25 protein-coding genes are annotated in these 25,063 nt (G+C 68.4%); 9 read left to right on the forward strand and 16 right to left on the reverse strand.

What is annotated here, in order from left to right:
• Positions 1 to 48: 48 nt before the first annotated feature.
• Positions 49 to 666: a trimeric intracellular cation channel family protein gene (locus ACJQWL_RS02850; RefSeq protein WP_330967752.1), complete on the forward strand. Its 618-nt coding sequence runs from the start codon at positions 49 to 51 to the stop codon at positions 664 to 666.
• Positions 667 to 696: 30 nt separating this feature from the next.
• Here the strand turns inward: ACJQWL_RS02850 and ACJQWL_RS02855 are convergent, their stop codons facing one another.
• Together ACJQWL_RS02855 and ACJQWL_RS02860 are read right to left on the reverse strand one after the other, a co-directional pair.
• A complete protein-coding gene (locus ACJQWL_RS02855; protein ID WP_330967753.1) occupies positions 697 to 903 on the reverse strand; it encodes a hypothetical protein in 207 nt (68 codons plus the stop codon).
• Positions 904 to 1,020: 117 nt separating this feature from the next.
• On the reverse strand, positions 1,021 to 1,554 hold the full coding sequence (locus tag ACJQWL_RS02860) for a hypothetical protein (protein WP_330967754.1): 534 nt from the start codon (positions 1,552 to 1,554) through the stop codon (positions 1,021 to 1,023).
• Between the two features lie 265 nt (positions 1,555 to 1,819).
• Between ACJQWL_RS02860 and ACJQWL_RS02865 the strand changes: the two genes are divergently transcribed.
• Positions 1,820 to 2,929 carry a GGDEF domain-containing protein gene (locus ACJQWL_RS02865; RefSeq protein WP_330967755.1) on the forward strand — a complete coding sequence of 370 codons (1,110 nt, stop codon included), beginning with the start codon at positions 1,820 to 1,822 and terminating at the stop codon, positions 2,927 to 2,929.
• 15 nt (positions 2,930 to 2,944) lie between these two features.
• Here ACJQWL_RS02865 and ACJQWL_RS02870 read toward each other — a convergent pair whose 3' ends face one another.
• From ACJQWL_RS02870 to ACJQWL_RS02900, 7 genes are all read right to left on the reverse strand, one after another.
• Entirely contained in the window at positions 2,945 to 3,502 is a 558-nt protein-coding gene (locus ACJQWL_RS02870) for a DUF3228 family protein (RefSeq protein ID WP_330967756.1), read from the reverse strand.
• A gap of 62 nt (positions 3,503 to 3,564) precedes the next feature.
• Positions 3,565 to 3,876, reverse strand: a complete 312-nt coding sequence (locus tag ACJQWL_RS02875; RefSeq protein WP_330967757.1) for a hypothetical protein — start codon at positions 3,874 to 3,876, stop codon at positions 3,565 to 3,567.
• A gap of 20 nt (positions 3,877 to 3,896) precedes the next feature.
• Entirely contained in the window at positions 3,897 to 4,478 is a 582-nt protein-coding gene (locus ACJQWL_RS02880; RefSeq protein WP_330967758.1) for a DUF937 domain-containing protein, read from the reverse strand.
• Positions 4,479 to 4,647: 169 nt separating this feature from the next.
• Entirely contained in the window at positions 4,648 to 7,272 is a 2,625-nt protein-coding gene (locus ACJQWL_RS02885) for an EAL domain-containing protein (RefSeq protein ID WP_330967759.1), read from the reverse strand.
• Between the two features lie 580 nt (positions 7,273 to 7,852).
• Positions 7,853 to 9,037, reverse strand: coding sequence for an ATP-binding protein (locus ACJQWL_RS02890; RefSeq protein WP_330967760.1), 1,185 nt, complete (start codon positions 9,035 to 9,037; stop codon positions 7,853 to 7,855).
• A 116-nt stretch (positions 9,038 to 9,153) separates the two neighbouring features.
• Positions 9,154 to 10,554: a GGDEF domain-containing protein gene (locus ACJQWL_RS02895; RefSeq protein WP_330967761.1), complete on the reverse strand. Its 1,401-nt coding sequence runs from the start codon at positions 10,552 to 10,554 to the stop codon at positions 9,154 to 9,156.
• Between the two features lie 62 nt (positions 10,555 to 10,616).
• The gene (locus ACJQWL_RS02900; protein WP_330967762.1) at positions 10,617 to 10,799 is read right to left on the reverse strand and encodes a hypothetical protein; all 183 of its coding nucleotides are present in this window, start codon (positions 10,797 to 10,799) and stop codon (positions 10,617 to 10,619) included.
• A 237-nt stretch (positions 10,800 to 11,036) separates the two neighbouring features.
• Here ACJQWL_RS02900 and ACJQWL_RS02905 point away from each other — a divergent pair, with 237 nt between their 5' ends.
• Both ACJQWL_RS02905 and trmY read left to right on the forward strand, forming a co-directional pair.
• Positions 11,037 to 11,894, forward strand: a complete 858-nt coding sequence (locus ACJQWL_RS02905; RefSeq protein WP_330967763.1) for a PA4780 family RIO1-like protein kinase — start codon at positions 11,037 to 11,039, stop codon at positions 11,892 to 11,894.
• A 136-nt stretch (positions 11,895 to 12,030) separates the two neighbouring features.
• Positions 12,031 to 12,633 carry a tRNA (pseudouridine(54)-N(1))-methyltransferase TrmY gene (gene trmY / locus ACJQWL_RS02910; RefSeq protein WP_330967764.1) on the forward strand — a complete coding sequence of 201 codons (603 nt, stop codon included), beginning with the start codon at positions 12,031 to 12,033 and terminating at the stop codon, positions 12,631 to 12,633.
• A gap of 110 nt (positions 12,634 to 12,743) precedes the next feature.
• Here trmY and yihG read toward each other — a convergent pair whose 3' ends face one another.
• Complete coding sequence (gene yihG / locus ACJQWL_RS02915) at positions 12,744 to 13,700, reverse strand: 1-acylglycerol-3-phosphate O-acyltransferase, YihG family (RefSeq protein WP_330967829.1); 957 nt, start codon at positions 13,698 to 13,700, stop codon at positions 12,744 to 12,746.
• Between the two features lie 382 nt (positions 13,701 to 14,082).
• On the opposite strand from yihG, the gene ACJQWL_RS02920 reads away from it, so the two are divergent.
• Positions 14,083 to 14,475 (forward strand): hypothetical protein, encoded by a 393-nt coding sequence (locus tag ACJQWL_RS02920; RefSeq protein ID WP_330967765.1) that lies wholly within the window; start codon positions 14,083 to 14,085, stop codon positions 14,473 to 14,475.
• 153 nt (positions 14,476 to 14,628) lie between these two features.
• Here ACJQWL_RS02920 and ACJQWL_RS02925 read toward each other — a convergent pair whose 3' ends face one another.
• The 4 genes from ACJQWL_RS02925 to ACJQWL_RS02940 are packed head-to-tail and all read right to left on the reverse strand — an operon-like array spanning position 14,629 to position 18,595.
• Positions 14,629 to 15,372, reverse strand: a complete 744-nt coding sequence (locus ACJQWL_RS02925) for a proteasome-type protease (protein ID WP_330967766.1) — start codon at positions 15,370 to 15,372, stop codon at positions 14,629 to 14,631.
• 36 nt (positions 15,373 to 15,408) lie between these two features.
• Entirely contained in the window at positions 15,409 to 16,224 is an 816-nt protein-coding gene (locus ACJQWL_RS02930; RefSeq protein WP_330967767.1) for a transglutaminase family protein, read from the reverse strand.
• 2 nt (positions 16,225 to 16,226) lie between these two features.
• Positions 16,227 to 17,171: an alpha-E domain-containing protein gene (locus ACJQWL_RS02935; protein WP_330967768.1), complete on the reverse strand. Its 945-nt coding sequence runs from the start codon at positions 17,169 to 17,171 to the stop codon at positions 16,227 to 16,229.
• A complete protein-coding gene (locus tag ACJQWL_RS02940; protein ID WP_330967769.1) occupies positions 17,171 to 18,595 on the reverse strand; it encodes a circularly permuted type 2 ATP-grasp protein in 1,425 nt (474 codons plus the stop codon). Before ACJQWL_RS02940 ends, ACJQWL_RS02935 begins: the two co-directional genes overlap by 1 nt.
• A gap of 499 nt (positions 18,596 to 19,094) precedes the next feature.
• On the opposite strand from ACJQWL_RS02940, the gene ACJQWL_RS02945 reads away from it, so the two are divergent.
• The 3 genes from ACJQWL_RS02945 to ACJQWL_RS02955 are packed head-to-tail and all read left to right on the forward strand — an operon-like array spanning position 19,095 to position 20,595.
• Positions 19,095 to 19,700, forward strand: coding sequence for a hypothetical protein (locus ACJQWL_RS02945; RefSeq protein WP_330967770.1), 606 nt, complete (start codon positions 19,095 to 19,097; stop codon positions 19,698 to 19,700).
• A 27-nt stretch (positions 19,701 to 19,727) separates the two neighbouring features.
• Positions 19,728 to 20,171: an inner membrane protein CbrB gene (cbrB, locus tag ACJQWL_RS02950; RefSeq protein ID WP_330967771.1), complete on the forward strand. Its 444-nt coding sequence runs from the start codon at positions 19,728 to 19,730 to the stop codon at positions 20,169 to 20,171.
• A gap of 25 nt (positions 20,172 to 20,196) precedes the next feature.
• Positions 20,197 to 20,595, forward strand: a complete 399-nt coding sequence (locus tag ACJQWL_RS02955; RefSeq protein WP_330967772.1) for a GFA family protein — start codon at positions 20,197 to 20,199, stop codon at positions 20,593 to 20,595.
• Positions 20,596 to 20,738: 143 nt separating this feature from the next.
• Here the strand turns inward: ACJQWL_RS02955 and ACJQWL_RS02960 are convergent, their stop codons facing one another.
• Both ACJQWL_RS02960 and ACJQWL_RS02965 read right to left on the reverse strand, forming a co-directional pair.
• Positions 20,739 to 21,302, reverse strand: a complete 564-nt coding sequence (locus ACJQWL_RS02960; protein WP_330967773.1) for a hypothetical protein — start codon at positions 21,300 to 21,302, stop codon at positions 20,739 to 20,741.
• A 230-nt stretch (positions 21,303 to 21,532) separates the two neighbouring features.
• The gene (locus tag ACJQWL_RS02965; RefSeq protein ID WP_330967774.1) at positions 21,533 to 23,059 is read right to left on the reverse strand and encodes a sensor domain-containing diguanylate cyclase; all 1,527 of its coding nucleotides are present in this window, start codon (positions 23,057 to 23,059) and stop codon (positions 21,533 to 21,535) included.
• Between the two features lie 174 nt (positions 23,060 to 23,233).
• Here ACJQWL_RS02965 and ACJQWL_RS02970 point away from each other — a divergent pair, with 174 nt between their 5' ends.
• On the forward strand, positions 23,234 to 25,054 hold the full coding sequence (locus ACJQWL_RS02970) for a glycerophosphodiester phosphodiesterase family protein (RefSeq protein ID WP_411300686.1): 1,821 nt from the start codon (positions 23,234 to 23,236) through the stop codon (positions 25,052 to 25,054).
• Positions 25,055 to 25,063: the final 9 nt, after the last annotated feature.

Raw genomic sequence — 25,063 nt, forward strand, 5'->3', positions numbered from 1 at the left:
CGGTTACGATGACGCGCCGCCTGTCCGGCCCCGCCCTGCCCCCACGCCATGACCTTCGGTTTCGTCACCGCCATCGACTTCATCGGTACGTTCGCGTTCGCCGTCAGCGGCGCGACCGCGGGCGTGCGCAAGGGGCTGGACCTGTTCGGCGTGCTGGTGATCGCGTTTGCCGCGGCCACCGCGGGGGGCCTGGCCCGCGACGCGCTGCTGGGCGCGACGCCGCCGGTGGCACTGGTCGACTGGCGCTACCTCGCCCTGTCCACCGTTGCGGGTGTAGTGACGTTCTATCGCTACGAAACCATCGAGCGGTTCCGCAACCCGTTGCAGGTGTCAGACGCCATCGGCCTGGGCCTGTTCGCGGTGATCGGCGCCAGCAAGGCCCTGGACCACGGCGTGGGACCGGTGGGTGCGGTGATGCTCGGCATCCTCACCGGCATCGGCGGCGGCATCGTGCGCGACCTGCTGGTGATGCAGGTCCCTGGCGTGCTGCAACGCGAGCTCTACGCGATTGCCGCACTGCTGGGCGCACTGGTGGTGGTCGCCGGCGACGCCATGGGGCTGCCCACCACGCCCGTCGCGGTCGTGGGTGCGGTGGCGTGCTTCGCCCTGCGGTTCATGGCCATGCGCCATGGCTGGCAGCTGCCGGCAGCTACGCCTCGAACGTAATCACGTAACACGAAAACCCGGGCCGCGGCTTCACCCGCCTGCCAGCCCACCCCCGACGCGGCCGGGCAGCGCGCCGTCGTCCTCCACCGCATCGGGGTCTTCGAGATCGCCGACTTCGCGCTCCAGTCCCGCCCTTGGATTGGCGTCGCCGTCCGGAGCCGAGGGCAATGCCGTGCGACTGTCCCGGGCGCTGGTGGCGCCGGCCTTGGTGCTGTCCCGCTCCTGCTTGCCTGCCATGGTGCCGTCCTCTCAAGGTGGCGGGCCAGCGTAGGCGACGCGGGGTCAAGCCCGCGGGAAGACAGCCGCTGGGACGGCCCTGCGCCCCGGCTCGACTAGGGCTCGACTACGGCTCGACTACAGGGTGGTCGTGACCTCACCGCCACGTGCGCGCAGCAGGTCGGCCGCCTGCTGGCGCTGCTCCATCGAGAACGCGTGCACGACCACCGTCGTATCGCCCGCGGCCATGGCGTCCCGGGTCGCCTCGACGTAGCGGTCGTGGTCCGGGCGCAGCGACACCAGGCCGCCCAGCAGCAGCCCCCCCAGCGTGCCGAAGAACAGCATCACCAATGCCGCGGCGATGGGCGAATTGACAATGAAGGGCACTCCCTTCGCGTGCAGCACGGCGAACCCGAGCAGGCCGACCACCGCGCCGGCGATGCCCAGCTTGACGTGGGCCACCACTATCGTCCGCCAGATGCCCCGGCTTTCGGGCTCGAGCTTGCGGCCCGGATGGGGTTCGTCCGGCGTGACCACCTGCACCTGCGCCGAGCCCAGCGACAAGGCGGACGTGACGGCATCGGCCGCCTGCCGGGCAAGGGACTCACTGGCGAACACGGCGGCGACCTTGCTGTTGGACAATTCACCGGTGATGGAGGACGTTTCCGACACGGCAGGCTCCTGGGATGCGCGCGGGGGAAAGCCTCGCGCAGCGCCGGTCTCGGGCGCGTGATCGGCGCCGGTCCCGCCGCGGAGAGCGAGCACCCATGCGGCCCCCACGTCGTCCCCGGAGCGCTTGCCGCGGGCTTGGCAACGCTTCCGCCGCCCTGGACTCATCGCTCCGTGGCGCCGCCCGTACGCTCCAGATTCACGCAAGACCGCCGATAACACGGGCGAGGCAGCGTCCTGCTGCCGCTGTCGAGGGCATGGAGCTTCAATGCGAGTGTTGGCCAACGTGATCGACGTCCTGGGGAGCCGAGACCCCAGGCGCCGCCTTCGCCTGGTCCAGTGGCTGATCGCGAGCCTCGTCTACCTGGGCGCGGCGGCACTGCTGGTTACCGGCGTGGGCCAGGGCTGGATGAACACCTCGGCGCTGAACCTTTGGCTGGGTTTCGTCGGCGCCGTACTGGCGATCGGTTACGTGGCCCTGCGCAGCGGATGGACCGAGCGCTTCCGCGACCCGTCCATCACCGTCTGGCAGCTTTCGATGGGCGTGCTGGCGGTGAACTGGGGCTACCTGATCTGCGGGCCGATGCGGACCTCGGCGCTGTTCCCGATCATGGTCGTCTTCGCCTTCGGCGCGTTCACCCTGCGCTGGAGGCAGATCGCCTTCCTGACGGTGCTGGCCGTCTCCAGCCTGGTCGCGGCGGTGGTGGTACGAACCCTCTACCCGCACTGGGTGCCGGCGCAGGGCGACGTGGCGCCGATCCGCGTGGACATCAACAACATATTGATGCTGATCGTGGTCTTGCCCGCGCTGGCAGTCATCGCCGCCCGGCTGTCCAGCCTGCGACAGAAGCTGCGTGACCAGCGCGAAGCCCTGGCCCGGGCGCTGTCCGAGGTGGAGCGCCTGGCCATCAGCGACGAATTGACCGGCATCGCCAACCGGCGGTCGATGCAGGCGATGCTGGAGCGCAGCGTCGCGCTTTCCACGCGGCAGGTCATGCCATTCAGCATTGCCATCCTCGACATCGACCACTTCAAGGCGGTCAACGACACCCTTGGGCACGCCGCCGGCGACGAGGTACTCAAGGCGTTCGCCCGCCTGTCAGGCTCGCAGCTGCGCGATACCGACGCGCTCGGCCGCTGGGGCGGCGAGGAGTTCCTGCTGGTCATGCCCGGCGGCACCGACGGTGTCTGCCGGGTGCTGGAAAGGATCCGTGAGTCGGTACGCGCAGGGTGCCTGGACGGCCGTTCGATCACCTTCTCGGCCGGCGTCGCCCGGCACCGGGCCGAGGAAACCCCCGACGCATTGCTGGCCCGCGCGGACGTGGCGCTTTACCAGGCCAAGCGCACCGGACGAGACCGTACCGTCGTGGCCGACTGAAACCGGGTGCGCCCTTTACCCCCGCCAGTTCGCGTGGTTGCGCCAGAACTCCACGCTTCGGGCATACGCCGCCCGGTCGAGCGGCACGCCCGAGCCGCCCTCCTCCACCCCCAGCGCGTTGCGCAGCATGGTGATCGGCGCCATCGGGGTCTCTTCCGGCTCGGCGGTGTACATGCAGCCCACGACGCCCCAGTCGGCGTCGATACGGGTGCCCTCCGTGGCCAGCTGGTCGCGGCTGTAGAGGATCACCACCAGGAACGCGGCAACGGGCGGGTCGATCCCCTCGAACCACCGCACCAGCACCGGCAACTCCTCGCGCGTGCGCGCCTCGTAGTCCGAGCGCAGCAGGTGGCGATTGGCGTCGGTGATGGGAACCGACAGGCAACGCGTCGACGTCCAGTTGCGGTGAACGTGCAGCTTGCAGAACGGCGCGTAGCCGTCGAGCACCTTCAACGGCTCGACCTCGTTGAGATGCCGCTGGAACTCGTCCGCGGTGGTGTCCTGGATGGTGTTGCGGCGCGGCTCGCGCGGGAACAGGCGGAGACGGGCGAAGTCGGTCAGGACAATGGACATGCGCGGGGGGGGCAGTGCGAACGCCGTGCATTATCCGGCATGTCGCACGGCAGCCTCCATGCCTAGGGCAACACGAACTTGCGGGTCGAGCGCAGCGGCCACACCGGGGTGAAACGGGCACCGCCCTGCAGTCGGTAAGCCGCCGAGACGCCGTTCTCCACCCCCAAACGGGTCAATACGTCGCGACTGCGCCGGAACGACTGCCGCGGGTCCTGGGTGAGCATGAATAGATTGATCTCCTTGGGGCTCACGTCGTACCCCTCGAGCACGGCGGAACTGCCCAGCGCTTGGCCCAGCTCGCTTTCCAGCGATTCCAGGAACGCCTCGCCGTCCAGCGACTTGCGCCAGAACTTGATCACCAGTTGATAGTCCATCGGCCGAGTCTAGACCCGGGTCAACGGCCCAGGCGCCCGAGGATGTCGTCCAGCGGGTTTCCGTCGCCGTCCTCATCCAGCAGGCCCGCCAGCGCCGCCAGTCCGCCCGCGGTGCCGGCGCCGCCCGACTGACCACCCATCAGGCCACCCAGTGCGCCCGCCAGGCCCCCGCCCATGCCCGACGCGGCACCGCCCGACTGCCCTTGGCGCGCCATGTAACCGGCGGCGAGCATGGCCAGCATCGGCAGCATCTTCTTCAGCAGCGTGGTGTCCAGGCCGGTCCTCGCCGAGGCGTCGCTGGCGACCGCCCGGCTCACGTCCTTGGAGCCGAAGATCTGGCCCAGCACCGAGTTTCCCCGATCCACAGGCGTAGGTCGGGGCGAGACCACGTCGTCCATGAGCCCACCCCCGCCGAGTTGACCCAGCAGCCCCAACAGGCCCGTTGCGCCACCCGGTGCGGTCCGTGCCTGCCGGCGGAACCCGCCCATGATCGCCGGCAGCAGTGCCGAGGCACCCGTCGCCGCCTGCTGCTGGGTGATGCCCAACTCGCGCGCCATGGGCGCCAGGCCCCCGGTCCGGGACAGGAAATCGTTCGCGTTCAAGTGGCACCTCGGCAACGGCGTGGGGAGCTCGAAGCCTAGCGGGCAGCCGTTAGGCGGCGGTCAAGGCACCCGCCGGTTGGAAACCGCCCCCGCAATGGCGAGGCGGGCGCACGGCGCTCCCCACCGTTCCGGGGTGCACCCACCCTGCGACCACGGCCGCCTGCAGCGCTCAGCGGGCGTCGGCCATCCCCGACCCCGGCATAGGGGATATGAACCCGGGCCTGGGCATGCCGGCCAGCCATGCCGCGAACGACTCGGCCGTCAACGCCGGCGCGTAGTGGTAGCCCTGCGCAAGGGCGCAGCCTTCGGCCTGCAGGAACTCGGCCTGGTGCAGGTGCTCCACGCCTTCGGCCAGCGTTTCCAAGCCAAGGTTGCGCGCCAGCGCGATGACGGTGCGACAGATCTGCTCGTCGTTGGCCTGCTGGCCGATGCCGCCCACGAACGAGCGGTCGATCTTCAGGCGGGTCACCGGCAGCTGCCGCACGTAGGCAAGGCTGGAATGCCCGGTGCCGAAGTCGTCGATGGCCAACCGCACACCCTGCGCCTTGAGCGCGTGGAGCACCTGGATGGAGCGTGCCGGGTCGCGCATCAGCATCGATTCGGTGATTTCCAGCTCAAGCCTGGGCGCGGCCAGGCCCGCCGCCGCCAGTACCGCGGCCACCTGCGAGGGCAGGCGGTCAGGGTCCAGCTGGCGCACCGAGCAGTTCACCGAAATCATCGGCACCACGACGCCGGCCTCGTCCCAGGCGCGCAGCTGGCGGGTCGCCTCCATCAACACCCACAGGCCGATTTCGTCGATCAGTCCGTTTTCCTCGGCAATCGGGATGAATTCGACGGGCGGCACCAGCCCCAGCTCGGGGTGCTGCCATCGCAGCAGGGCCTCGACCCCCACCAGCCGGCCGTCACGCAGGTCGACCTGCGGCTGGTAGTGAAGGCGGAACTGGCGCCTTGCCATCGCAACGCGCAAGCCACTGTCGATCGACAGCCGCCACTGGGCCCCCTCCGACAAGGCCGGATCGAACTCGGCGTGCCGCCCGGGGCCGTGGCGCTTGGCCTCGTAGAGCGCCAGCTCGGCATGCTTCAGCAGCGTTGCCGCATCGCTGCCGTCCCGTGGAAACCGTGCCACGCCCACACTGGCCGACAACACCACGGGATGGCCACTGCCCAGCAGTGGCGTGGAGAACGCCGCCTGCAGGTCCCGGATGAACGTCCGTACCACGCGGTCCGCACCTTCGGCCTTCGTCGGCAGCAGCACGGCGAATTCGTCCCCGCCCAGCCTCGCAATGAAGCCGGACTCCGGCAGTATCCGGGTCAACCGGCGTGCGGCGGCACGCAGCGCCTGGTCGCCCACCGCGTGGCCGAGCGTGTCGTTGATGCTGCGCAGGCGGTCCAGGTCGACCACCAGCACCGCCCGGCCATCGTCGCGTTCCAGCGCATCGCCCAGCACCGCCTGCAGCCGGGTCCGGTTGGCCAGTCCGGTCAGCGCATCGTGACGCGTCATGTACGCGAGTTCTTCCTCGTGCACCCGCGCCTCGGTCAGGTCGGTCCAGGTGCCGACCACCCTCAGCGGGCCATGCCCCTCGCCGGGTACCGTGCGAAGCTCCTCGCGTACATGCCGGGTGGCGCCGCCCGCATCCAGCAACCGGTACTCGCGCACCAGCGATTCGTGGTCGCGCAGGTGCTGGACCGCCGGCACCAGCCGCTCGAGATCGTCGGGATGCACCCGACTGGCCCAGAAGCCCGGTTCGGACATCTCCCCCGGCGTGAACCCGAACAGGCGCACTGCGTTGGGGCTGACCCAGTCGGCCACCAGGTGACCGTCCTGCTCGAACGACAGCGCAAGCACTACAGGGCTCGCTTCAAGCACCTGGTCAAGCCGGGTATGGGCGCCGGCGGCGGATGCCGAGGCGGCGCGCATGCGCCAGCGCAACGCCAGGGCGAACGCGGCGAGCAGCACGATCAACCCTGCGGCCACCGCCAGTGCGGGGCCGAGCCATGGCGGCACCACCGTCGTCGGCATGGGCGCCAAGGCCCGGCCCATCGCCTTGAAGTAGACCGAGTCGGGATCGTCGTGCCAGCGCTCGACCCAATGGTCGATGCGTGCCAATACGTCGGCATGGCGGCCCTTGGGCGTGGCGTAGTACAGCGTGGCCGGGTTGAAGACGATCGCGGTCTCGGTCAATCCATAGGCCCGAGCAGAACGCCGGCCGAAGTAGTTGTTGGCGATTGCCACGTCGGCATCGCCGTCACGCACTGCCGCGAAGGCCGCGTCGTAGGTATCGGTTGGCACCGGCGTCCAGGGGATATCCAGCCCGGCCAGCACGACCTCCAGTTCGTGTGCCTGCACGCTCGCGCGCAGCAGCGCCACGCGACGCCCGGACAGGTCGGTCATGGCCAGCAGCTGGGAGCCGGAAGGCCGGAACACCTGCGACCACGAGTAGGTCACTGGCGTGGAGTGGAAGTCGAACAACACTGCGCGCCTGCTCGACCACGCCACGTCGGGCATGAGGTCGAGCGCGCCCGTCTCGAGCTGGTGCAGGCAGGCCTCCCACTCGCAGGGCACGTAGCGCAGCCGCCAGCCCTCCTCGCGTGCGATGGCATCCAGCACTTCCACGAACAGGCCCGCCGGTCGTCCGGCATCGTCCAGGTGGATCTTGGGCGGGTTGTCGTAGATCCCGACACGCAGGTCGCGCGGCGGGGTGGCTGGCGCGCCGCCACCGACGCACGCCGACAGTGCCGCGAGTACGGCAAGGACCAGCACCCGCTTACAACGCTCCACGCCGTGCCTCCCCATCGGGGTTCCCTCCTGACGCGCGTCGAGCATAGCCCAGGGCCTCACACGGATCCGCAGTGCCGGCGCGGACCGGAACAGGAGGGGGACGGGGTCGTCCTCGGCGGAACCTTCGGCTTCGACCGCCACGTGCTACCGGGGCCCTGAACGGCAGGGCTTGGCCGCCATCCCCGGGGCGCACCACCTCGCTGCAGCCTGCCTGCTGGCGCATACTTCACCGGCCGACTGCATCACCCGCAGTCAAACGCCACGCGCGCCGAGGAGAAGCACATGAGCAAGGGTATGGACCAGAAGAAGGAACAGAAGAAGAAGCCGGCCAAGTCGATGAAGGAGAAGAAGGCCGAGAAGCGCGACAAGAAGGCGAGCAAGGGCTTCGCGCCGGTCTGACCTGTCCCCATCAGGCAAAAAAGGCCCGGGTTGCTCCGGGCCTTTGCTGTTTTGGGTCGTATCGCCGGTATCGCGCACCGCGCCGGACAAGACCCGCATGATCCTGCCGGTGTCGCGGCAGCAGGGACAGGCCGACCTCGAAAACTGCGAGGGCAGCGCGCAAGTGCCGCCGCTCAGCCGGTCGGGAGGTGGGTGCTCAGGTCCGCCTCATCCGCCCGATCGCCGATGCCCGCGTCCCGTGGGCATTGCGGGGCAACCGGAAGCGGAACACCGTCCCCTCGTTGGAGGACGCCACCTCGACGCAGCCACCGTGCGCACTGGCGATTTCGCGGACGATGAAAAGCCCGAGCCCCAGGCTGGTTCCGGTCGGGTCGCCGACTTCACCCCGCACCAGCGGCTGGAACAGCGACTCCAGGGTTTCAGGGGCGATCACGGTCCCCCGGTTGTGCACCGCCACCACCACCTCATCGGGGGCGCTGCCTGCCAGCACCACGCGAACCGGCGCATCGGCGGCGCCGTACTTGATGGCGTTGCTCATCAGGTTCGACAGTGCCTGCGCGATGCGCTGACCGTCCCAGCACCCCGCCATGTCGCCATCCTGGGCCAGTTCGATCCGGCTGCCGGGAAAAGCGGCCTCCACCTCGTGCACGATACGGGTGCACAGCTCGTCCATGCTGGTGGCTGTCGGGTTCACCCGGATCCCGCCATTGGTCCCACTGCGCACGTAGTCGAGCAGGTCGTCCAGGATACTTTCGATCCGCCGCGCACCCCGCAGGATCCGCGTGGAGGCATCCCGCAGCGCCGGATGCTGGTTGGCCACATGCAGCAGCGATTCCGCCGAGCCGGCGATGGTGCCCAGTGGCGTGCGCAACTCGTGGCTGACCACGGCCAGGAACAGGTTGCGGCTGGTCTCGGCGGCGGTCGCGAACTGCATCAGCGTTTCGGCCAGGGCCTGGTCCATCGCTTCGTTGAAACGGGTCAGCTCCTCCACCTCGTCGGGCCCCAGCTTGGGCGAGGTCCCCAGCCACAGCCGGATCACCGACGCCCTCAAGGCGCGGTACTCGGCCGCGGTCTGGGTGATGTCGAAGCCACTGGCGGCACGCAGCGCACCGTGCGTCTCGGAAGCGGGACCCGGCGCACCCGACTTCCCCGGGGCGTCTTGCCCGCGGGCGTGGCCCTTGGATTTCTCCGATCGCTCCCACTCGGTCTGGGGCAGCTTCATGTCCGCAGCGATGGCCGCCAGGATCTGCCCGATGTGGTCGCGCAATGCCTCGCGATCCATGTCTTCCGCCGCCGGCCCCAGGGTCCGTGCGAACGCCTCGCACTCGTCTACGATCCGCGCGTTGTTGGTGGCGATGAAATCCGACAGTCCCGCAACCATGCTGCAACTCCCCCACTGGGCCATACCGCTCAAGGGAGGGATGGTACTGGAAGAGCACCGGGCACCCCACGGCAGCCACCCTGCCTCACCCCACGGGTGCCCCTCGACCGTCGATCCTATACGGCGTCCGCAGCCACCACCCGGTCGCGGCCCATCGCCTTGGCCCGGTACAGGCGTTCGTCCGCGATCCGCTCGGTGGCGGAAAGGCCGTCTTCCAGGGCGGCGCAACCGATGCTGACGGTAAATGTCACGGTGGCATCGCCCACGGCGACGTACAGCGCGGCCACGCGCTCACGGATGCGATGGGCGATGGCTTCGGCCTCGGGCAGCGCGGTTTCGGGCAGCAGGATCTTGAATTCCTCCCCGCCGGTGCGCGCGACCAGGTCGCTGGGCCGCAGGTCCTGCCTGACGGCGGTCACGAAGCTCTTGAGCACCTCGTCGCCCACCTGGTGGCCGTAGCGGTCGTTGACGTCCTTGAACCGGTCCAGGTCCAGCGCGAGCAACGCCAGTGGCGTGGATTTGCGGCGTGCGCGACTCGCCTCGGCCTCCGCGCGCTCGGCGAACTGCCGGTGGTTGGCCGCGCCGGTCAATGAATCGGTGGTCGCCAGCCGCTTCAGGCGCCGGTTGACGTCCTCGAGCTCCACCAGCGCCTGATCGGCACGCACCTTCTCCAGCCGCAGGTGTTCGACAAGCTCTTCCTGGCTGTAGGCGGCCGAGAACGAGCGCGTGGTGTGGAACGCCTGCACCACGCCGTAGCTCAGCAGGAAAAAGCCGATGGCGAATATCCCGTGTCCCAGCCACCACTGGTGGTTCCATGCCCCGGCCAGCAGGAACGCGACCGAGGACTGGGCGAACATCGCCAGCGAGAACAGGTACGCCAGCAGCAGGGGCGAGCGCGAACGACGTCGGTTCAGCACCCCGATGGCCAGCAGCGATGCCAGCAGGGCGAGGACTTCCAGCGCTCTGCGGGCCAGGTGCATGTCCTGCGGCGCAAGCAGCACGGCGGCTGCACCCACTGCGACGCCGGCCGCCAGGAATGCCCCGGTCCCCGCCACCCAGAATGTGCGAAGGGTCCGTCGCGCGGGCTCGTCGGCTGGCACCCCGAAGCGAAGCACCGCCACCAGGAAACACACCGCCATGGCCAGCCGAGATACCGGGCCGTACACCACGAACAGTTCCAGGTGCGCGTCCCCGAAGCGGGTGAAGACGCCATGCGGGGCATACAGCAGGGTGAAGCCGAGCAGGCCCAGAACCAGCCAGCGCAGGAACACTTCCCCGGATGACCGGTAACAGAGCCACGTCACATAGGTGACGAAGCTGCTCAGCAGCGTCGATACCGCGATGGCCACCTCATGGAAGACGTGACTCTTGAACGCCAGCCCCGGGTCCTGGAAGACGGCGAGATACGCGATCGCCACCGCCGGCAGCAGCGCAAGGCCGACCCGCAGCAGCAGCTGGAAGGTACGGGTGGCGCGTATGGCGGGGCCTTGGAGGATGGCGGCAGTGCCTTTTTTCATGGGATACGACCCACGGACACGACCCACGGGCAACGGCAATGGCGGGCGCTTGCCGGCACGGATCAACCTCCGCGGGTGCGCAGCCGCGAGAGGCCGTAACCCACCGCGCCCACCACGATGAGCGCCAGCGGCAGGGCGCCGGGCTCGCTTTCGGTCAGCACCATCATCACTGCAAGCAGCGCACCCACGACCAGTGCGACCAGGCTGACCAGCCGAACCGCCTTGAGCAATCCAGCGTCACGCATCGACATCTCCCGGTGGTGGGCCCCAAGGGACCCGGCTTGCAGGCACAGGTGCCAGCACGCACTTTCCCGCTTGCACGTCCCGGTGTCTACCGCAACGAAGGGCCTGCCCGATAGCGGCCTTCGACTGCCGGATGGCGCCATCCCGCGCTCGACCCGCCCCAGAGCACGAAGGCCCGTTTTGGGCCACACTGCGCGCCCGTCGCGCGGCCCCGACCCGCGACCCAGCCCCCGGACCCCGTGAAGACTCCTGCAAGCCTGCTGACGCTGATCGACGAAGGCGTCATCGATGAAGTCGTTCGCCCGCTCAAGAGCGGCAAGGAAGCCGCGGTGTACGTGGTGCGCGCGGGCGGCGACGTCCGCTGCGCCAAGGTCTACAAGGACATGGGGCAGCGCAGTTTCCAGAAGCGCGTGCAGTACCAGGAGGGTCGCAAGTCCCGCGGCAGCCGCGAGGCCCGCGCCGTGTCCAGCGGCAGCCGTTATGGCCGCAGGCAGCAGGAACAGGAGTGGAAGAACGCCGAGGTCGACGCGCTCTACCAGCTTCGCGAAGCCGGCGTGCGCGTGCCCGAGCCATTCGGCTTCTTCCACGGCGTGCTGCTGATGGAGCTGGTCACCGATGCGGCGGGGTTCACCGCCCCGCGCCTGGGCGAGGTCGAGCTCACCCCGGCGCAGGCCCGTGAGTTCCACGCCGTGCTGGTGCGCGATGTCGTGCGGATGCTGTGTTGCGGCCTGATCCATGGCGACCTGTCCGCGTACAACGTACTGGTCGGTCCCGATGGCCCGGTGGTGATCGACTTCCCGCAGGTGGTCAGCGCCGCGGGCAACAACGCCGCGCGCACCATGCTGCTGCGCGACGTCAACAACCTCACCGCCAGCCTGGGTCGTTGGGCGCCGGAACTGCTCGAGACCTGGTACGGCGAGGAAATGTGGGCGCTGTTCGAAGCCGGCGTGTTGCAACCCGAAACGGAGCTCACCGGGCGCTTCACCTTCGACGAGCGCACCGTCGACCTGGACAGCGTGCGCGATGCGATCAACGACGCGCGTGAGCTCGCACTGATCCGCCAGCAGGGGCGCGAAGAAGCCCAGGACGAGGACTGATCGCAACGGGGCGTACCGACCTGCCCTGCTCCCGGGTTCGCGGGCCGGGGCGTTCCGGTTGGGCCGGGTCTGACCGACAATGCCCCGCGACATGCCGGGTGCCGACCTCCACAGACGACGGACTGCGACCAGACACATGCGAACCTTTGTACTGAGAGCGCGGGCAGCACCCACCGACAGCACGAAGCTGCTGGCATCGGTGGGCCAGGACGCCCATACCGAGATCCTGGCCCACACGCTGATGAACGCGATCTTCGTGGCCCAGTCGCACCGCTCCGACGTGGTGGTGCACCTGGTGCTGGAAAGCACCCGCGACTATTCCCGCACGATCCGGTTCGATGCCAGCGCCATGCACGACATCGGCGGCTTCAACGAGCAGGCCCTGCTGGGCAAGGTGGCCAAGGCGCTGGATGCCTCCGGCGGGATGGGCAAGGAGGACGCCCGGCCGGTGGAGCCCGGCGTCACCGTGCGCACCATCAGTTTCGAGCGCCTGGTCCAGGAGTTGGCCCGCGACCACCAGCTGTACGTCATGGATCGCAAAGGCACGCCGATCCGCGAGCAGCAGTTCCAGGGCAACCCCTGCTTCCTGCTGACCGACCACATCCCGATGCCCAGGAAGACCTTCAACAGCCTCGACCGGCTGGGCGCGGCCCGGATCACCCTGGGCAGGACGATGCTGTTCGCGTCGCAATGCGTCGTGCTGATCCACTACGAGTTGGACCAGCGCCTGCAGGTGTAGCCCGGGCCAGTCCCGTGGGCCAACCTACGCTGTCCCGCTGTCCCGCTGTCCCGCTGGCGCGCTGGCGCGCTGGCGCGCGGGTGGCGCCGGTAACGCTTCGCTTGCCCGGGCTACGCGACGGGCGGGGCTTCCGGGTCGGCGGCGCCTTGCGACCCCTCGACGCCCTCCTTGCGTTGGCCCGCATCGGTCCCTTCGCCCAGCAGGTGCGCGATGTCTGCATCCTTTTCCCGCCAGAGGCTGTTCATCCACTGCTGGAACCGGGCACGGAACCCGCGGTCGCTCTGGTAGTCGCCGCCCAGCAACGCTTCCGGGATCGCGCGCTGGCGCACGTGCATGCGGACCTCCGGGACGCGCCCGGACAGCAGGTCCACCATCGTGGGGCGCCCGCCCGGGTAGGCGATGGTCACGTCCAGGATCGCGTTCAGGCCCTCACCCATCGCATCCAGCACGAACGCCACGCCGCCGGACTTCGGCTTGAGCAGGTGCCGGTACGGCGACCCTTGCCTGGCGTGCTTGGCAGGCGTGAATCGCGTGCCCTCGACGAAGTTCATGATCGCCACGGGAATCGAACGGAACTTCTCGCAGGCACGCCGGGTGACTTCGATGTCGCGTCCTGCCAGTTCGGGACGACGCGCGATCTGCTTGGGCGTGTGCCGCCCCATGAACGGGAAATCCAGCGCCCACCACGCCAGCCCCAGCAACGGCACCCAGATCAGTTGCTGCTTGAGGAAGAAGCGCATCAGCGGTATGCGCCGGTTGAACACCCTCTGCATGACCACGATGTCCACCCAGCTCTGATGGTTGGCGAGCACCAGGTAGTGGCCGTCCTTGCGCAGGATCGCGTCCAACTGCACGTCCACCCGGGTACGGGTGAAATGGTCCAGCATCCAGCTGTTCAAGCCGATCCAGCTCTCCGCTATCCCGGTCAGCAGCCCATTGCATGCCCTGCGCAACGGTTCGAGAGGAAGCAGCGCCTTGACCAGCGCCACCAACAGCAATGGCAGGACATGGACAACGGTATTGGCCCCGAGCAGGGAGGCGGTCAGTAGCGCGCGCAATGGGGCCATGGAAGCGGACAAGGGGAACGGGATGCGTATTGTCGCCAAAACCGGGTGAGGGTCATCTCCCTCTTTGGCCGGCGCCACCCGGCACCCGGCACCCGGCACCCGGCACCCGGCACCCGGCACCCAAAGGGAACCTCATATCCACCCGGCGGGGAGCCTTGTCGCGCCTCTGCCTTCCTGCTCCGGTTCGCCCGGGTTCAACGCGGGTAAACGTGGAATTCAACTTCGGCGGCCGAATGTTTCGCCGCGATGATTTTGATCGTGATTGTTTCGTCCTGCCAGGTTTCGGGTCATGGCCGATTAACCCCTGGCTGCCATCCTCCGCTGCGTCCCGGCTCGCTCCATCCCGCCAGGACACCTTCCCCCGAGAACTGAGGATCCACCCATGACCAAGACCAATTCGATCGCTTTTGCCTGTGCCACCGTGCTTGCCGCCGCCATCGCCATGCCTGCCGCGGCCCACGAGCCCGACAAGTCCAACAAGCAGGCCCAGGCCGGTGGTGCCGCGGGCCTGGTGGGCGCGGTGGTGCAGCTCGCCGCCAATGACGTGGCCGACGTCAAGGTCGTGGACAGCCTCAACAACCTGGTGGCGGTCGAGAACGTGCTGAACAACAGCCCGATCCTGAGCGGGAATGACACCGAGGTCACCGTGGGTGACATCAGCCTGCTGGACGGCCTGGACGTGGACCTCAATGCGCTGGGGATTACCGTGGACGAGGTCACCGGTGTAGTGCTGGCCACGACCGGCACGGTGACCGACGTGCTCGTCCTGCGTTGAGCCTTCTGTAGCTCAACACGCAGCCGCGGGCCCGCGACGCAAGACGTCGCGGGCCCGTTTTCATCTGGGAGCGTATGGGCGGCGCCCCGGGTCTGACTCCTCGCCCAAGCCTATCCCCGTCGCCTCACGGGCTGGGGCAAAGACCACCTTGCGCTACGGCGACAGCCAGTCCGGCGCCGGGATCTGCCGGTGCGCCTCGCTCAGCGCATTCGACCAGCGCTCGCGCATCATGGCGAAGTACGGGTCGCCTTCCTCCATGCGCTGCTCCACCACACCGTCGAGGCTGTCGTTGCGATAGACCAGCAGGTCAAGCGGCATGCCCACGCTGAGGTTGGAGCGCAGCGTGGAATCCATCGAGATCAGCGCCAGCTTGACGCCCTCGATCAGGCTGGTCCCGCGGGTCACGGCGCGATCAAGCATGGGCTTGCCGTACTTGTGCTCGCCGATCTGCAGGTAGGGCGTATCGGCGGTGGCTTCGATGAAGTTGCCGGCCGCGTAGACATGGAACAGCCGCAGCGTACGCCCGCTGATCTGCCCGCCCAGCATGATCGAAACGTCGAAGGCCACGTCCTGCTGCTTCATCGCATCGCCGTGGGTGCGGTGCACGCGGCGGACGGCTTCGCCCACCAGGGCCGCGGCGCGGAACATGGTGGGCACGGTGTAGATGGTCTCCACCTGGCCGGTTTCCGGGTCCGGCACGCCGTCCTGGACCATGTTGAGCACGGCCTGCGAGATCGCCAGGTTGCCGGCGGTCAGCGTGGCGATCAGGCGTTCGCCCGGCACATGGAATTTCTGCAGCTTGGAGAAGCAGGAAATGTTGTCGAACCCGGCATTGGTGCGGGTATCGCCCAACATCACCAGGCCCTGGTCGAGCATCAGGCCAACGCAATAGGTCACTCGGATCTCCCAAAGACAGGAACGCGGGCAGCTACGTTACTGGCTGGTCTGCTGCGATTGCGTGATGCGGACGTCCACGTCGAGTGTTTCGTCGCCACCGCCGCGGCGCATGCCACGCACCGGGGCGGCGTCGCGGTAGTCGCGGCCACAGGCCACGCGCACGTAGTGTTCGTCGGGCGAAACCCGGTTGGCGGGGTCGAACCCCACCCAGCCCAGTCCCTCGACGAACAGCTCGGCCCAGGCATGGCTGGCCGCCGGGAACCCGGCCTCCATCGGGCACAGGTAGCCGCTGACATAGCGCGCCGGGTAGCCCAGGTGGCGGGCGGCGGCGATCAACACCTGGGCGTGGTCCTGGCAGACGCCGTTGCCGGCCTCGAAGGCTTCGGCGGCGCTGGTGCAGGCGTCCGTGGTGTCGCTGACATAGTCCACCTTGTCGCGTACGGCATTGGCCAGCCGGTGCAGGCGCTCCAGCCCCTCGCCCTCGCCCGCCGCCGAGTTGGCCAGGGCGATGATCCCGGGCGACGGCAGGGTCAGCGGCGTGGGCTTGAGGAAGAACATCGGTGGCAGCCCGCCGGCGTCTTCGCCGTGGACGCCGCTCTTGTCCAGGGTGCGCACCTGCGCGTGCACCGCAAGGTGCAGGTCGCTGACCTGGCGATCGATGGCGTGGGTGGCCACCGGGTTGCCGAAGCCGTCCACGCCGGTGGGTTGCAACGTCCTTCCGTCGACCTCCACGCGCCAGTGCTTGACCTGCTGGCTGGCGCTGGGGGCGGGCCATAGGCGCAGGGCCTGCACCACCAGCCATGCGGCCTGGCCGTAGTGGTAGCGCGTGTCGTGGGCGATGGTGAGCTGCATGGTCAGAACAGGTGTCCCTGGGCGATCCTGGCACCCAGGTCGCGGGTGCGGTCGATCACATCTGTGAGGTATTCGTGCAGTCCGTCTTCGATCACCTGGTCGATCCGGGCGAATCGAAGCTGCGCGTACATGACGTGTGCCTGGCGGCGGGCGTCGACGGCGAGCTGGGTGTCCTGTGCCTGGATCGCGTCCAGGTGCTGGGTGATCTGCTCGTAGCAGAAGGCCAGCGAGCGCGGGAACACCGCACGCGAGATCAGCAGTTCGGCGACGTGCGCCGGCTGCACCCGGCCCTTGAACAGCACCCGGTAGGCGCGCCGCGCACCGACCACGCGAAGGATCGCAAGCCACTGGTAGTAGTCCACCACGCCGCCGACGTCGGCCACTTCGGGCAGCTGCACGTGGTATTTCACGTCCAGCAGGCGCGCGGTGTTGTCGGCGCGCTCGAGGAACTGGCCGGTGCGGATGAAGCAGAAGCTGTCACGGCGCAACATGCCGTTGGAGCACACGCCGTGGAACAGGCCCACGCGCGCCTTCACCCAGTCCAGGAACTCGGCCAGGCGGTCGGCATCCAGCGGGGCCTCGACGGTGAAGTCGGCCAGTTCCTGCGAGGTCTGGTTCACTGCCTCCCACATCTCGGTGGTCAGCGTGGTGCGCACCGAGCGCGCATTGCGGCGCGCGATCTCGATGCAATTGACGATGGACGACGGATTGGCACGGTCGAAGGCCAGGAAATGGATGACTCCGGCTTCGTCGGCAGACCTTCCGGCCTCCTTGAAGCCTTCCTCGCAGCCGGCCGCGACAAGTGCCGACTCCCACTCGCTGCTGCGGTTGGTGTCCACGCGAACGGCATTCATGTGGCCGGCCACCTGCAGCAGGCGCGCGACGTAGTCGGCCCGCTCCATGTAGCGGGCCAGCCAGAACAGGTCACCGGCGGTACGTGCGAGCATCAGTCCTCCAGCACCCAGGTGTCCTTGGTGCCGCCGCCCTGGGACGAGTTCACCACCAGCGAGCCATCGCGCAGTGCCACCCGCGTCAGGCCGCCCGGCACCACCCGTACCTTGTCACTGCCCGAAAGCACGAACGGCCGCAGGTCCACGTGCCGCGGCGCCACGCCGGACTCGACGAAAGTGGGCACGGTGGACAGTGCCAGGGTCGGCTGGGCGATATAGGTCTCGGGCTTGGCTTTCAGCAGCGCGCGGAAGTCTTCCAGTTCCTGCTTGCTGGCGTGCGGCCCGACCAGCATCCCGTAGCCGCCGGAGCCGTGCACGGCCTTGACCACCAGTTCGTCCAGGTGGTCGAGCACGTACTTGAGCTCGTCGGGCTTGCTGCAATCATGGGTGGGCACGTTGGACAGCAGCGGCTCCTCGCCCAGGTAGAAACGGATCATCTCCGGCACGTGCATGTACACGGCCTTGTCGTCGGCGATCCCCGCGCCCACCGCGTTGGTGATGGTCAGGTTTCCGGCGCGGTTGGCGAAGTGCAGGCCGGCCGCGCCCAGCGCGGACTCCGGGCGGAACACCAGCGGGTCCAGGTAGTCGTCGTCGATGCGGCGGTAGATGACGTCCACGCGCTCCAAGCCGGCGGTGGTACGCATGTAGCAGACATCGTTGCGCACCAGCAGGTCCGCGCCTTCAACCAGGTCGATGCCCATCTCGTCGGCCAGGAACGCGTGCTCGTAGTAGGCGCTGTTGTGGATGCCCGGCGTGAGCAGCACCACGGTGGGTTCGCCCTGGCAGTTGGGTGGGGCGACCGAGCGCAGCGTTTCAAGCAGCTCGTCGGCGTAATGCGCCACCGGCGCCACGCGTGCCTGGCGGAACAGGTCGGGGAACAGCCGCTGCATCACCTCGCGGTTCTCGACCATGTACGACACGCCCGAGGGCGTGCGGCAGTTGTCCTCGAGCACGTAGTAGTCGTCCGGCCCCGTGCGCACCATGTCGATGCCGGAGATATGCGAATAGATTCGGCCCGGCAGGTCCAGCCCGTTCATTTCCGGCCGGAACTCGGCGTTGTGCAGGATCAGCCGCTCGGGGACGCGACCGGCGCTGATGATGTCGCGGTCGTGGTAGACGTCGTGAAGGAAGGCGTTGAGCGCCTTGGCCCGCTGCTCCAGCCCCTTCCGCAGCCGCTGCCACTCGGCCTGGGCCAGCACGCGGGGGATCAGGTCGAACGGAATCAGCCGTTCGGCATCGCCGCCTTCGGTATAGACCGCGAAGGTGATGCCGATGCGCCGGAACAGCACTTCGGCTTCGCGCCGCTTGAGCGCGAGCTGGTCCGCCGGGGCGGATTTCAACCAGGCGTCGATCAGCGCATAGGGCGGCCGGATCGCGTCGGGCCAGCCCATTTCATCGAATATTGGGGGCGTACTGGACATCAGGATCCTGCGAAAATCCAGGGCACACCGTGACCCGCGCGCCGTCGGCTGTCAACCGCGCCACGCCCCCGACTGGCGCCCGGAACGAATGCATCGCTGGTGAAAATTGCGCCACCCGCTTACCGGGATGCGACCGCAAAGCCGGGCCCGCAGTGGCATCGACCGGCCCATCCTCTCCAACGCGCTGCGCTGGTTGGAAGCACCCAGCCTGACGGTCCGGACCCATGTGACGCGCCTTGCCCATCCAGCCTGCAACGCGCGCGTTGGAGGTGCTCGCAAGGGCCTCCACGGTTGAAGGACACGCCCCTCTTGCCACCCCGCACAAATGCGATTCGATCTCATTTGGTGGTGTAGACTGCGCAGAGCGGTGCCCCGCCGGCCGCGCGCTTCCGCAATCGAACACCGATCCGGTACAGCGCGCGAATGGCCGGGATGGCCATCCGACGGCGTCCGCTTCGCCAAACCCGGCGACTTCCCGAATTCCGACCGGAGTGCCCCGATGAATGCCTGGATGACCCTGCTCGCCGTCGCCTGCGCCAGTTCGCTTGCCGCCTGCGGTCGCGAACCCCCGACTCCCACGCCTGTCGAACCCGCGCAGGCCGAAGTCGCCGCTGTGGACTCGCCTGCTCCGGTTGCGTCGAGCCCTTCGGCGTCGGTGGACGCCACGTCGCCCGCCTCCTCCACCGCTCTGGCTGCGCTGGACACGTACGGCGAGCAGGCGCGCGCGCTGTCGGATGCGATCGCCGCGCGTGCGGACGTCGCCACCCTCACCGGCCAGGCGGAGGCGTTGATGGCATTGGCCGCGGAAATGGTGCCGGCCTACGTGCAGCGGCAGCCTCACTGCGACGCCTACCTCGACGCAGCCCTGCAGGTCCGCGACAACTGGAAGCAGCTCGACCACGCGACCATCGAGCGCGACTACCACCTTGACGGGGCGCTGCCGAAGATCCAGAACAGCGGCGTGTGCTACCACATGAAGGACCTGGTGACCCATCCGGCCACGATGCTGGTCCTGCTCTCGCAGCCTGGGCCGGACTACGCGCAGTCGAAGCGGGAAATCGACGAAGTCATCGCCCACCTGGGCGTGGTGCGCACGCAGCTCTGAGCCGCGTGGGACGCAGCAATCAGGGGGATGATCGAGCGCCTTGCCAACGTGCTGAAGAGCCTGGTGCTGTTCACGCTCATCGGACCCCTTGTCGGCTACCTCGTCGTAGCGGGCGCGGTGCTGGTTGGAAGACCCCACGAGGACGCCACGCTTTTCCAGTTCCTCTTCCTGGCGCTTTTCGCCTACCCGATCGGGGCCGCCCCCGCCGCCCTCACGGGGCTCATCGCCAGCTTCATGGCGTTGCGGTTGAAGGGAGAGCACTTCTACGTCGGGGTCGGTTTAGTCGGAGGCGGTGTCACCGCGCTATTCGCTTCAGGTGTCGGGTCACCGAGCGAGGCCAGCTGGACGGACCTGGGCCTGGCTTTCGTCCCGGGTTTGGCCGGCGGAGCGGTTTGTGCCTGGATCTTCCAGTGGCCGGACCGGTCGGGCCAGTCGGGAACCCCGGGCAAGAGAACCCCGGGCAAGACATGAAACCGCCACGCAAATGGAGCTGCAGATGAAGACGATGAAGGGGACCTGCCACTGCAAGGCGGTGGAGTTCGAGGTGGACCTGGCAAACGGGTTCGAGAACGTCCGTCGCTGCAATTGCTCCCTGTGCAGCAAAAAGGGGGCTGTCATGGCGGGCGTGCCCCTGGAGGGGCTGCGGGTCACCCGGGGTGAGGACACGCTGTCGCTCTACCAGTGGAACGCGAGGATCGCCAAGCATTACTTCTGCAGCATCTGCGGCATCTATACGCACCACCAGCGCCGTAGCGTGCCGACCGAGTTCGGGTTCAATGTCGCCTGCATCGAGGGGGTGGACCTGGCGGACCTCGGTCCGATTGGCGCCAGTAATGGTGCTGGCCAGAGCGTGGTTGAGGCGGCGGCATCTCATCCGGGCTCGACTTCGCCCTAGCCGGCCGACGGCTCCTGGGGAGGCGGGCGAACACGCCATGGTTACGTAGTCGACACCTTGCGAAAACTTCCGCTGCGAAGGATCAGGGCAACCGACTTCAGCAAGGCAATGGCAGCGCGATCCCGCCCCTTGCGCGGGTTCCTTCAGGTACCTTCCTGACCCTTGCGCTGGACTCCGGCATGGATCCACGCCTCGACGGCCGCGGCGAGACGGTGCGCGGCCACCGACCAGCCGGTCGACAGACCGGCGAGGATCGGGAACAGGATGATCACCACCGCGCCCTCCCCCAGGTCGCCGGTGGGATACATCGCGACGACGTACCCGAGCTGCGCCACCAGCCACGATATTCCCATGATGTGCCACAGCTTCATCGGCTCGGCCGGGCCGGCGACCCTGTGCCAAAGCGCCTCGACCACGTAGATGACAAGCCCGAGCTTGGCCCACACCGCCATCAGTGAATTCCCATCACCGTGGCCGCTGGCATCAACGCCGCCCAGCCAGGCGTAGGCACGGATGAGCACCCGGGTGACGCCGCCGATGGTGCTGTCGGAGCCGGACGCATCTCCCCAGGTGGCCAATGCAAGCAGGAGCCAGCCGGCGTGGAAGAAGACCATCGCGAAAGACTGGGTGGCAGCCAGATAGCGCACCGCCTGTACGGCCAGGATTGCCCCGATGGCGCCTGCACCCGGGAAGTCGAATCCCTTCATCTTGTGGTCTTTCCTGGCTTGCCGGCACGCGCCACGGGAATGCGGCGCCCTGCTGCGGCGCCATTGTCGCCCAACCGGGTGCCGGCCCGCATTGGCTGCATCGCTCCGATTGGGTCGTGCACCACGGCGCCAAGCACCCGTGGACGACCCTGGACCTCGCCACTCCCCTGCATCCGAGCCGCGAAGCTGCGGACACGCACTGCCCGCGCCGCACGCAAACATGTCCCGGGTCAGTCGGCCGGTTGGGCCGCGTAGTACCCCGCCTTGTCCTCGTACATGCGCTCGTCCGCGAGGCGCATGACGGCGGCCGGATCGGTCTCGCGCGAGTCCGCCACCCCTACGCTCAGGCTCAGTGGCAGCTCTACCGGTGTTCCATCGCTGGCGTGGCATTTGATGGTGGTGCCGCGCACCGTTTCGGCCAGCCGCTCCAGGAAGTGGGACGCCTCCCGGGTGGTGGTGGCGGGGCACATCACGATGAACTCGTCCCCGCCCATCCGTGCAACCAGGTCGGTGTCCCGGCAGGTGCGTCGCAGCGCGTCGGCCGCAGCCCGGATCAATCGGTCACCGGTCTCGTGCCCATAGACGTCGTTGGCCTGCTTGAGCCCATTGATATCGGCCATCACGATAGAGAAGTCGGCCGTTCGTTGGCGGCGCTTCTGGCCGATCACCTGGGCGAGGCGCTCGTCCAGCCGAGCGCGGTTGGCCAGCCCGGTCAGCCCGTCGGTGTTGGCCAGCTCGGTCAGCTTCTGGGTCAGGGAGTAGTTGGACAGCGCAGCGCCGAGCTGCTGCAGGAACAACCGGACGACGCTGTGCTCCACATCCGAGAGGCAGTGGTCGCGGCTCAGAATGAAGACTGCATCGAGCAATCGCGCCTCCACCGGGACCGGCAGGAACTCGTAGTCCAGCTCCGCGCCACTGTCGTCATCGATGGCGGCGCTGGCAGCCTTGTCGATGTCTCCCTCACTGTCCAGCCGCTCCGCCAGGGCCTGCGTGCCCACATGCAGAAGGCGCGCCTGCTCGGCATCGTCGATGCCCTGGAAGGTCGCGTGGTAAGTGAGCCCGGGCCGCTGGGGCGCGCGCACCACCACCCCGCGCCCTGTCCCGGCCGGCAGCAAGGGTTGCAGGTGCTTCAGCCAGCCCGACACCAGCTCGTCCAGCCCACCGGCGTTGGCCATCGCAAGTCCGGCCTCGGCAAGCCCCTGGAACAGCAGCCGCTTGCGGTCGACCTCCTGCTTCGCACGCACCAGCAGGACGCTCTGCGAATAGAACACCGACGCCACCAGCATCAGGTAGCCGAACAGGAACACCAGCCCGAGGTAGGAGGCGATAGGGCTCGCCTGGGGCGTGAAGCGCCATCCGAGCAACCCGACGGACACCGCGCACCCGGCAGTGAACATCGCCGCGCTCTTGCCCAGGCCTTTCCAGCCCGCCGAGATGGTGTTGTTCATGCACACCGAGCTGGCCAGGGCAAAGCCGATGCCCACGTTGAAGCCGATCGCCGCCACCCAGGTCCCGACCAGGAACGCATCGATGAGCAGGCCGTGGAGCGCCGCGGCCTTTCTGTCCGAGGCCACGCAGGCCCACACGTGGACCAGTTGCGGATACAGCAGGAACAGGCCAGCGCCATAGGCGAGCAGCGCAATGGAAATGGCGCGCTCGTGGAACAGCACGAGGGCGGCAACGAACGTCAGCGCGAAGCTCAGCAGCCGCGGGACGTAATAGATCTGTGCGAGGCGATGGGGCGTAGGCAGCTTCACGGCCCTATTCTGCGAACAATTTAAGCGGGCGGGCGTGAAGCCGTGCCGGGTTTCACATGCCGGACGGGGTTGCACCCGGGACCCACCTCCCTGCTTGTCTACACTTGCCCGATGCACGATGGGACGGGGACAGGCATCGCCGGAACGGGCCGCGACCAAGCGACGCGACCCGACGTGCCCGGCGACCGGCAGTTGCTGCGCGGCATCCTGCTCCACGACATGCGCCAGGACCTGCGCCGGCACCTGCGCCCGATGCTGGCCTGGTACCTGCTGTTCACCGCCTTCGCCACGATAGCGGCAGCGCCGCTGACCACGTGGTCGCTGGCCGCCCTGCTTCACTGGATAGAACGGCCACTGGCCGGCGTGTTCCAACGGCCGCTGGACGGCGTGCTTGCACTCGCCTGGCTGATGCTGGCCGGCGCGCTGTCGTGGTGGGTGGTGATGCTGCAGCAGGCAGGCATGCTGCTGGTTTCGGCCAGCCACGGCTGCCGCTATCGCACCGCCGCCATGGCGCTGCTGGGCGTCCTGCGGAGGGCGGGACCCCTGGCCGGGCTTGCAGCCCTGCAGGTACTGACCCATGCACTGGTGGCGGTTCCGTGGCTGGCGGTGGGCGGGGCCCTGTACCGCGTCCACCTGGGCGCCTACGACCCCTACTACGTGGCCCTCTCCCGCCCTTCCGGGCTGTGGTGGTTCCTCGCCGCGTTCCTGCCGGTGCTGGCCGTGGGCCTGGCCATGCACGCGACGCTGTATTTCCGGTGGCTGCTCGCAACCCCCGCGCTGGTGCTGGAAAGCCTCTCGCCCTGTGCGGCGCTTGCCCGGAGCCGCTCGCTCACCCGTGGCCGGCACCTGAGGATCGGCATGCTGGTGGTCGGTGTTGCGATCTCGGCGGCCCTGCTGCCACTGGTCGTCACAGAGCTCTACGGGGGCGCGGTGACAGCACTTCTGGATCGCCTGCCGCCACACCGGCTGCTGGTCAGCGCGGGCATGGCGGCCTACCTCACGACCTATGCGGCCACCGTGCTGGGTGCGCTGTTTCTCGGCACGACGATCAATGCGCTGCTGGTGCGCGCCCTCTTCCACCGTCTGGGTGGCGCCCGCTGCGCCCGCTCCGCCGAACCGCTCCCGAAACACCCGGGGCGCTTCGTATGGGGGGCGGAGGTCGCGTTCCTCTTGGTGGCGGTGGCGCAGGCGACGCTTGCGGTGTCCAGCATGAAGCTGCGCCCCGAAGTCATCGTCACCGCGCATCGCGGCGCGTCGGCGGTCGCTCCGGAGAACACGCGTGCCGCGTTCCAGGCCGCGATCGACGCGGGGGCGGATGCGATCGAGCTCGACGTCAGGCTTAGCGCCGACGGCGCCGTGGTGGTCTTCCACGACAGCGACTTCCGACGCGTGGCCGGTGATCCGCGGCGCGTGGTCGAGACACCGCTGTCGGCCATGCGCGGGTTGGACATCGGCAGCTGGTTCCATCCGGCCTTCGCCGATCAGCGCATCGCGACCCTCGGCGAAACCCTGGATTTCATCGATCGCCGCGCCCTGGCGGTCGTCGAGCTCAAGCCGGATGCGCACAACGCAGAAGCTTTACTGGCGGCGACCCTGCTGGAGGTCGAGCGCGGCGGCTACCAGGACGCGGTCACGCTCGCGTCCCTGTCCCCCGCGCTGGTGCGCGCTGCCCGCGCCGCCGCCCCGGAGGCGCGGCTGGCGCTGTTTGCCAATGCCGCCTTGCCGGGTACCGCACGACGGACCGGCTTCGACATGCTGGGGCTCAACCACCTGCAACTGGACGCCGCGGCGGTGGCGGACGCGCGCCGGCGCGGTTACCTGCTGCAGGTATGGACGGTCAACGACCCCGCGCGCATGGCGCGCTACATGGACCTGGGCGTGGACGACATCTCCACCGACGCCCCCGCTGAAGCGGTCCGCGTGCGCTCGCAGCGCGCCGCCCTGTCGGATGTCGAGTTGCTGCTCGTCCGCCTCCGCAGCTGGTTCCAGCGTTAGCCATTACCC

This window comes from Novilysobacter viscosus, from assembly GCF_046600715.1.
Taxonomy (GTDB): domain Bacteria; phylum Pseudomonadota; class Gammaproteobacteria; order Xanthomonadales; family Xanthomonadaceae; genus Lysobacter_C; species Lysobacter_C viscosus.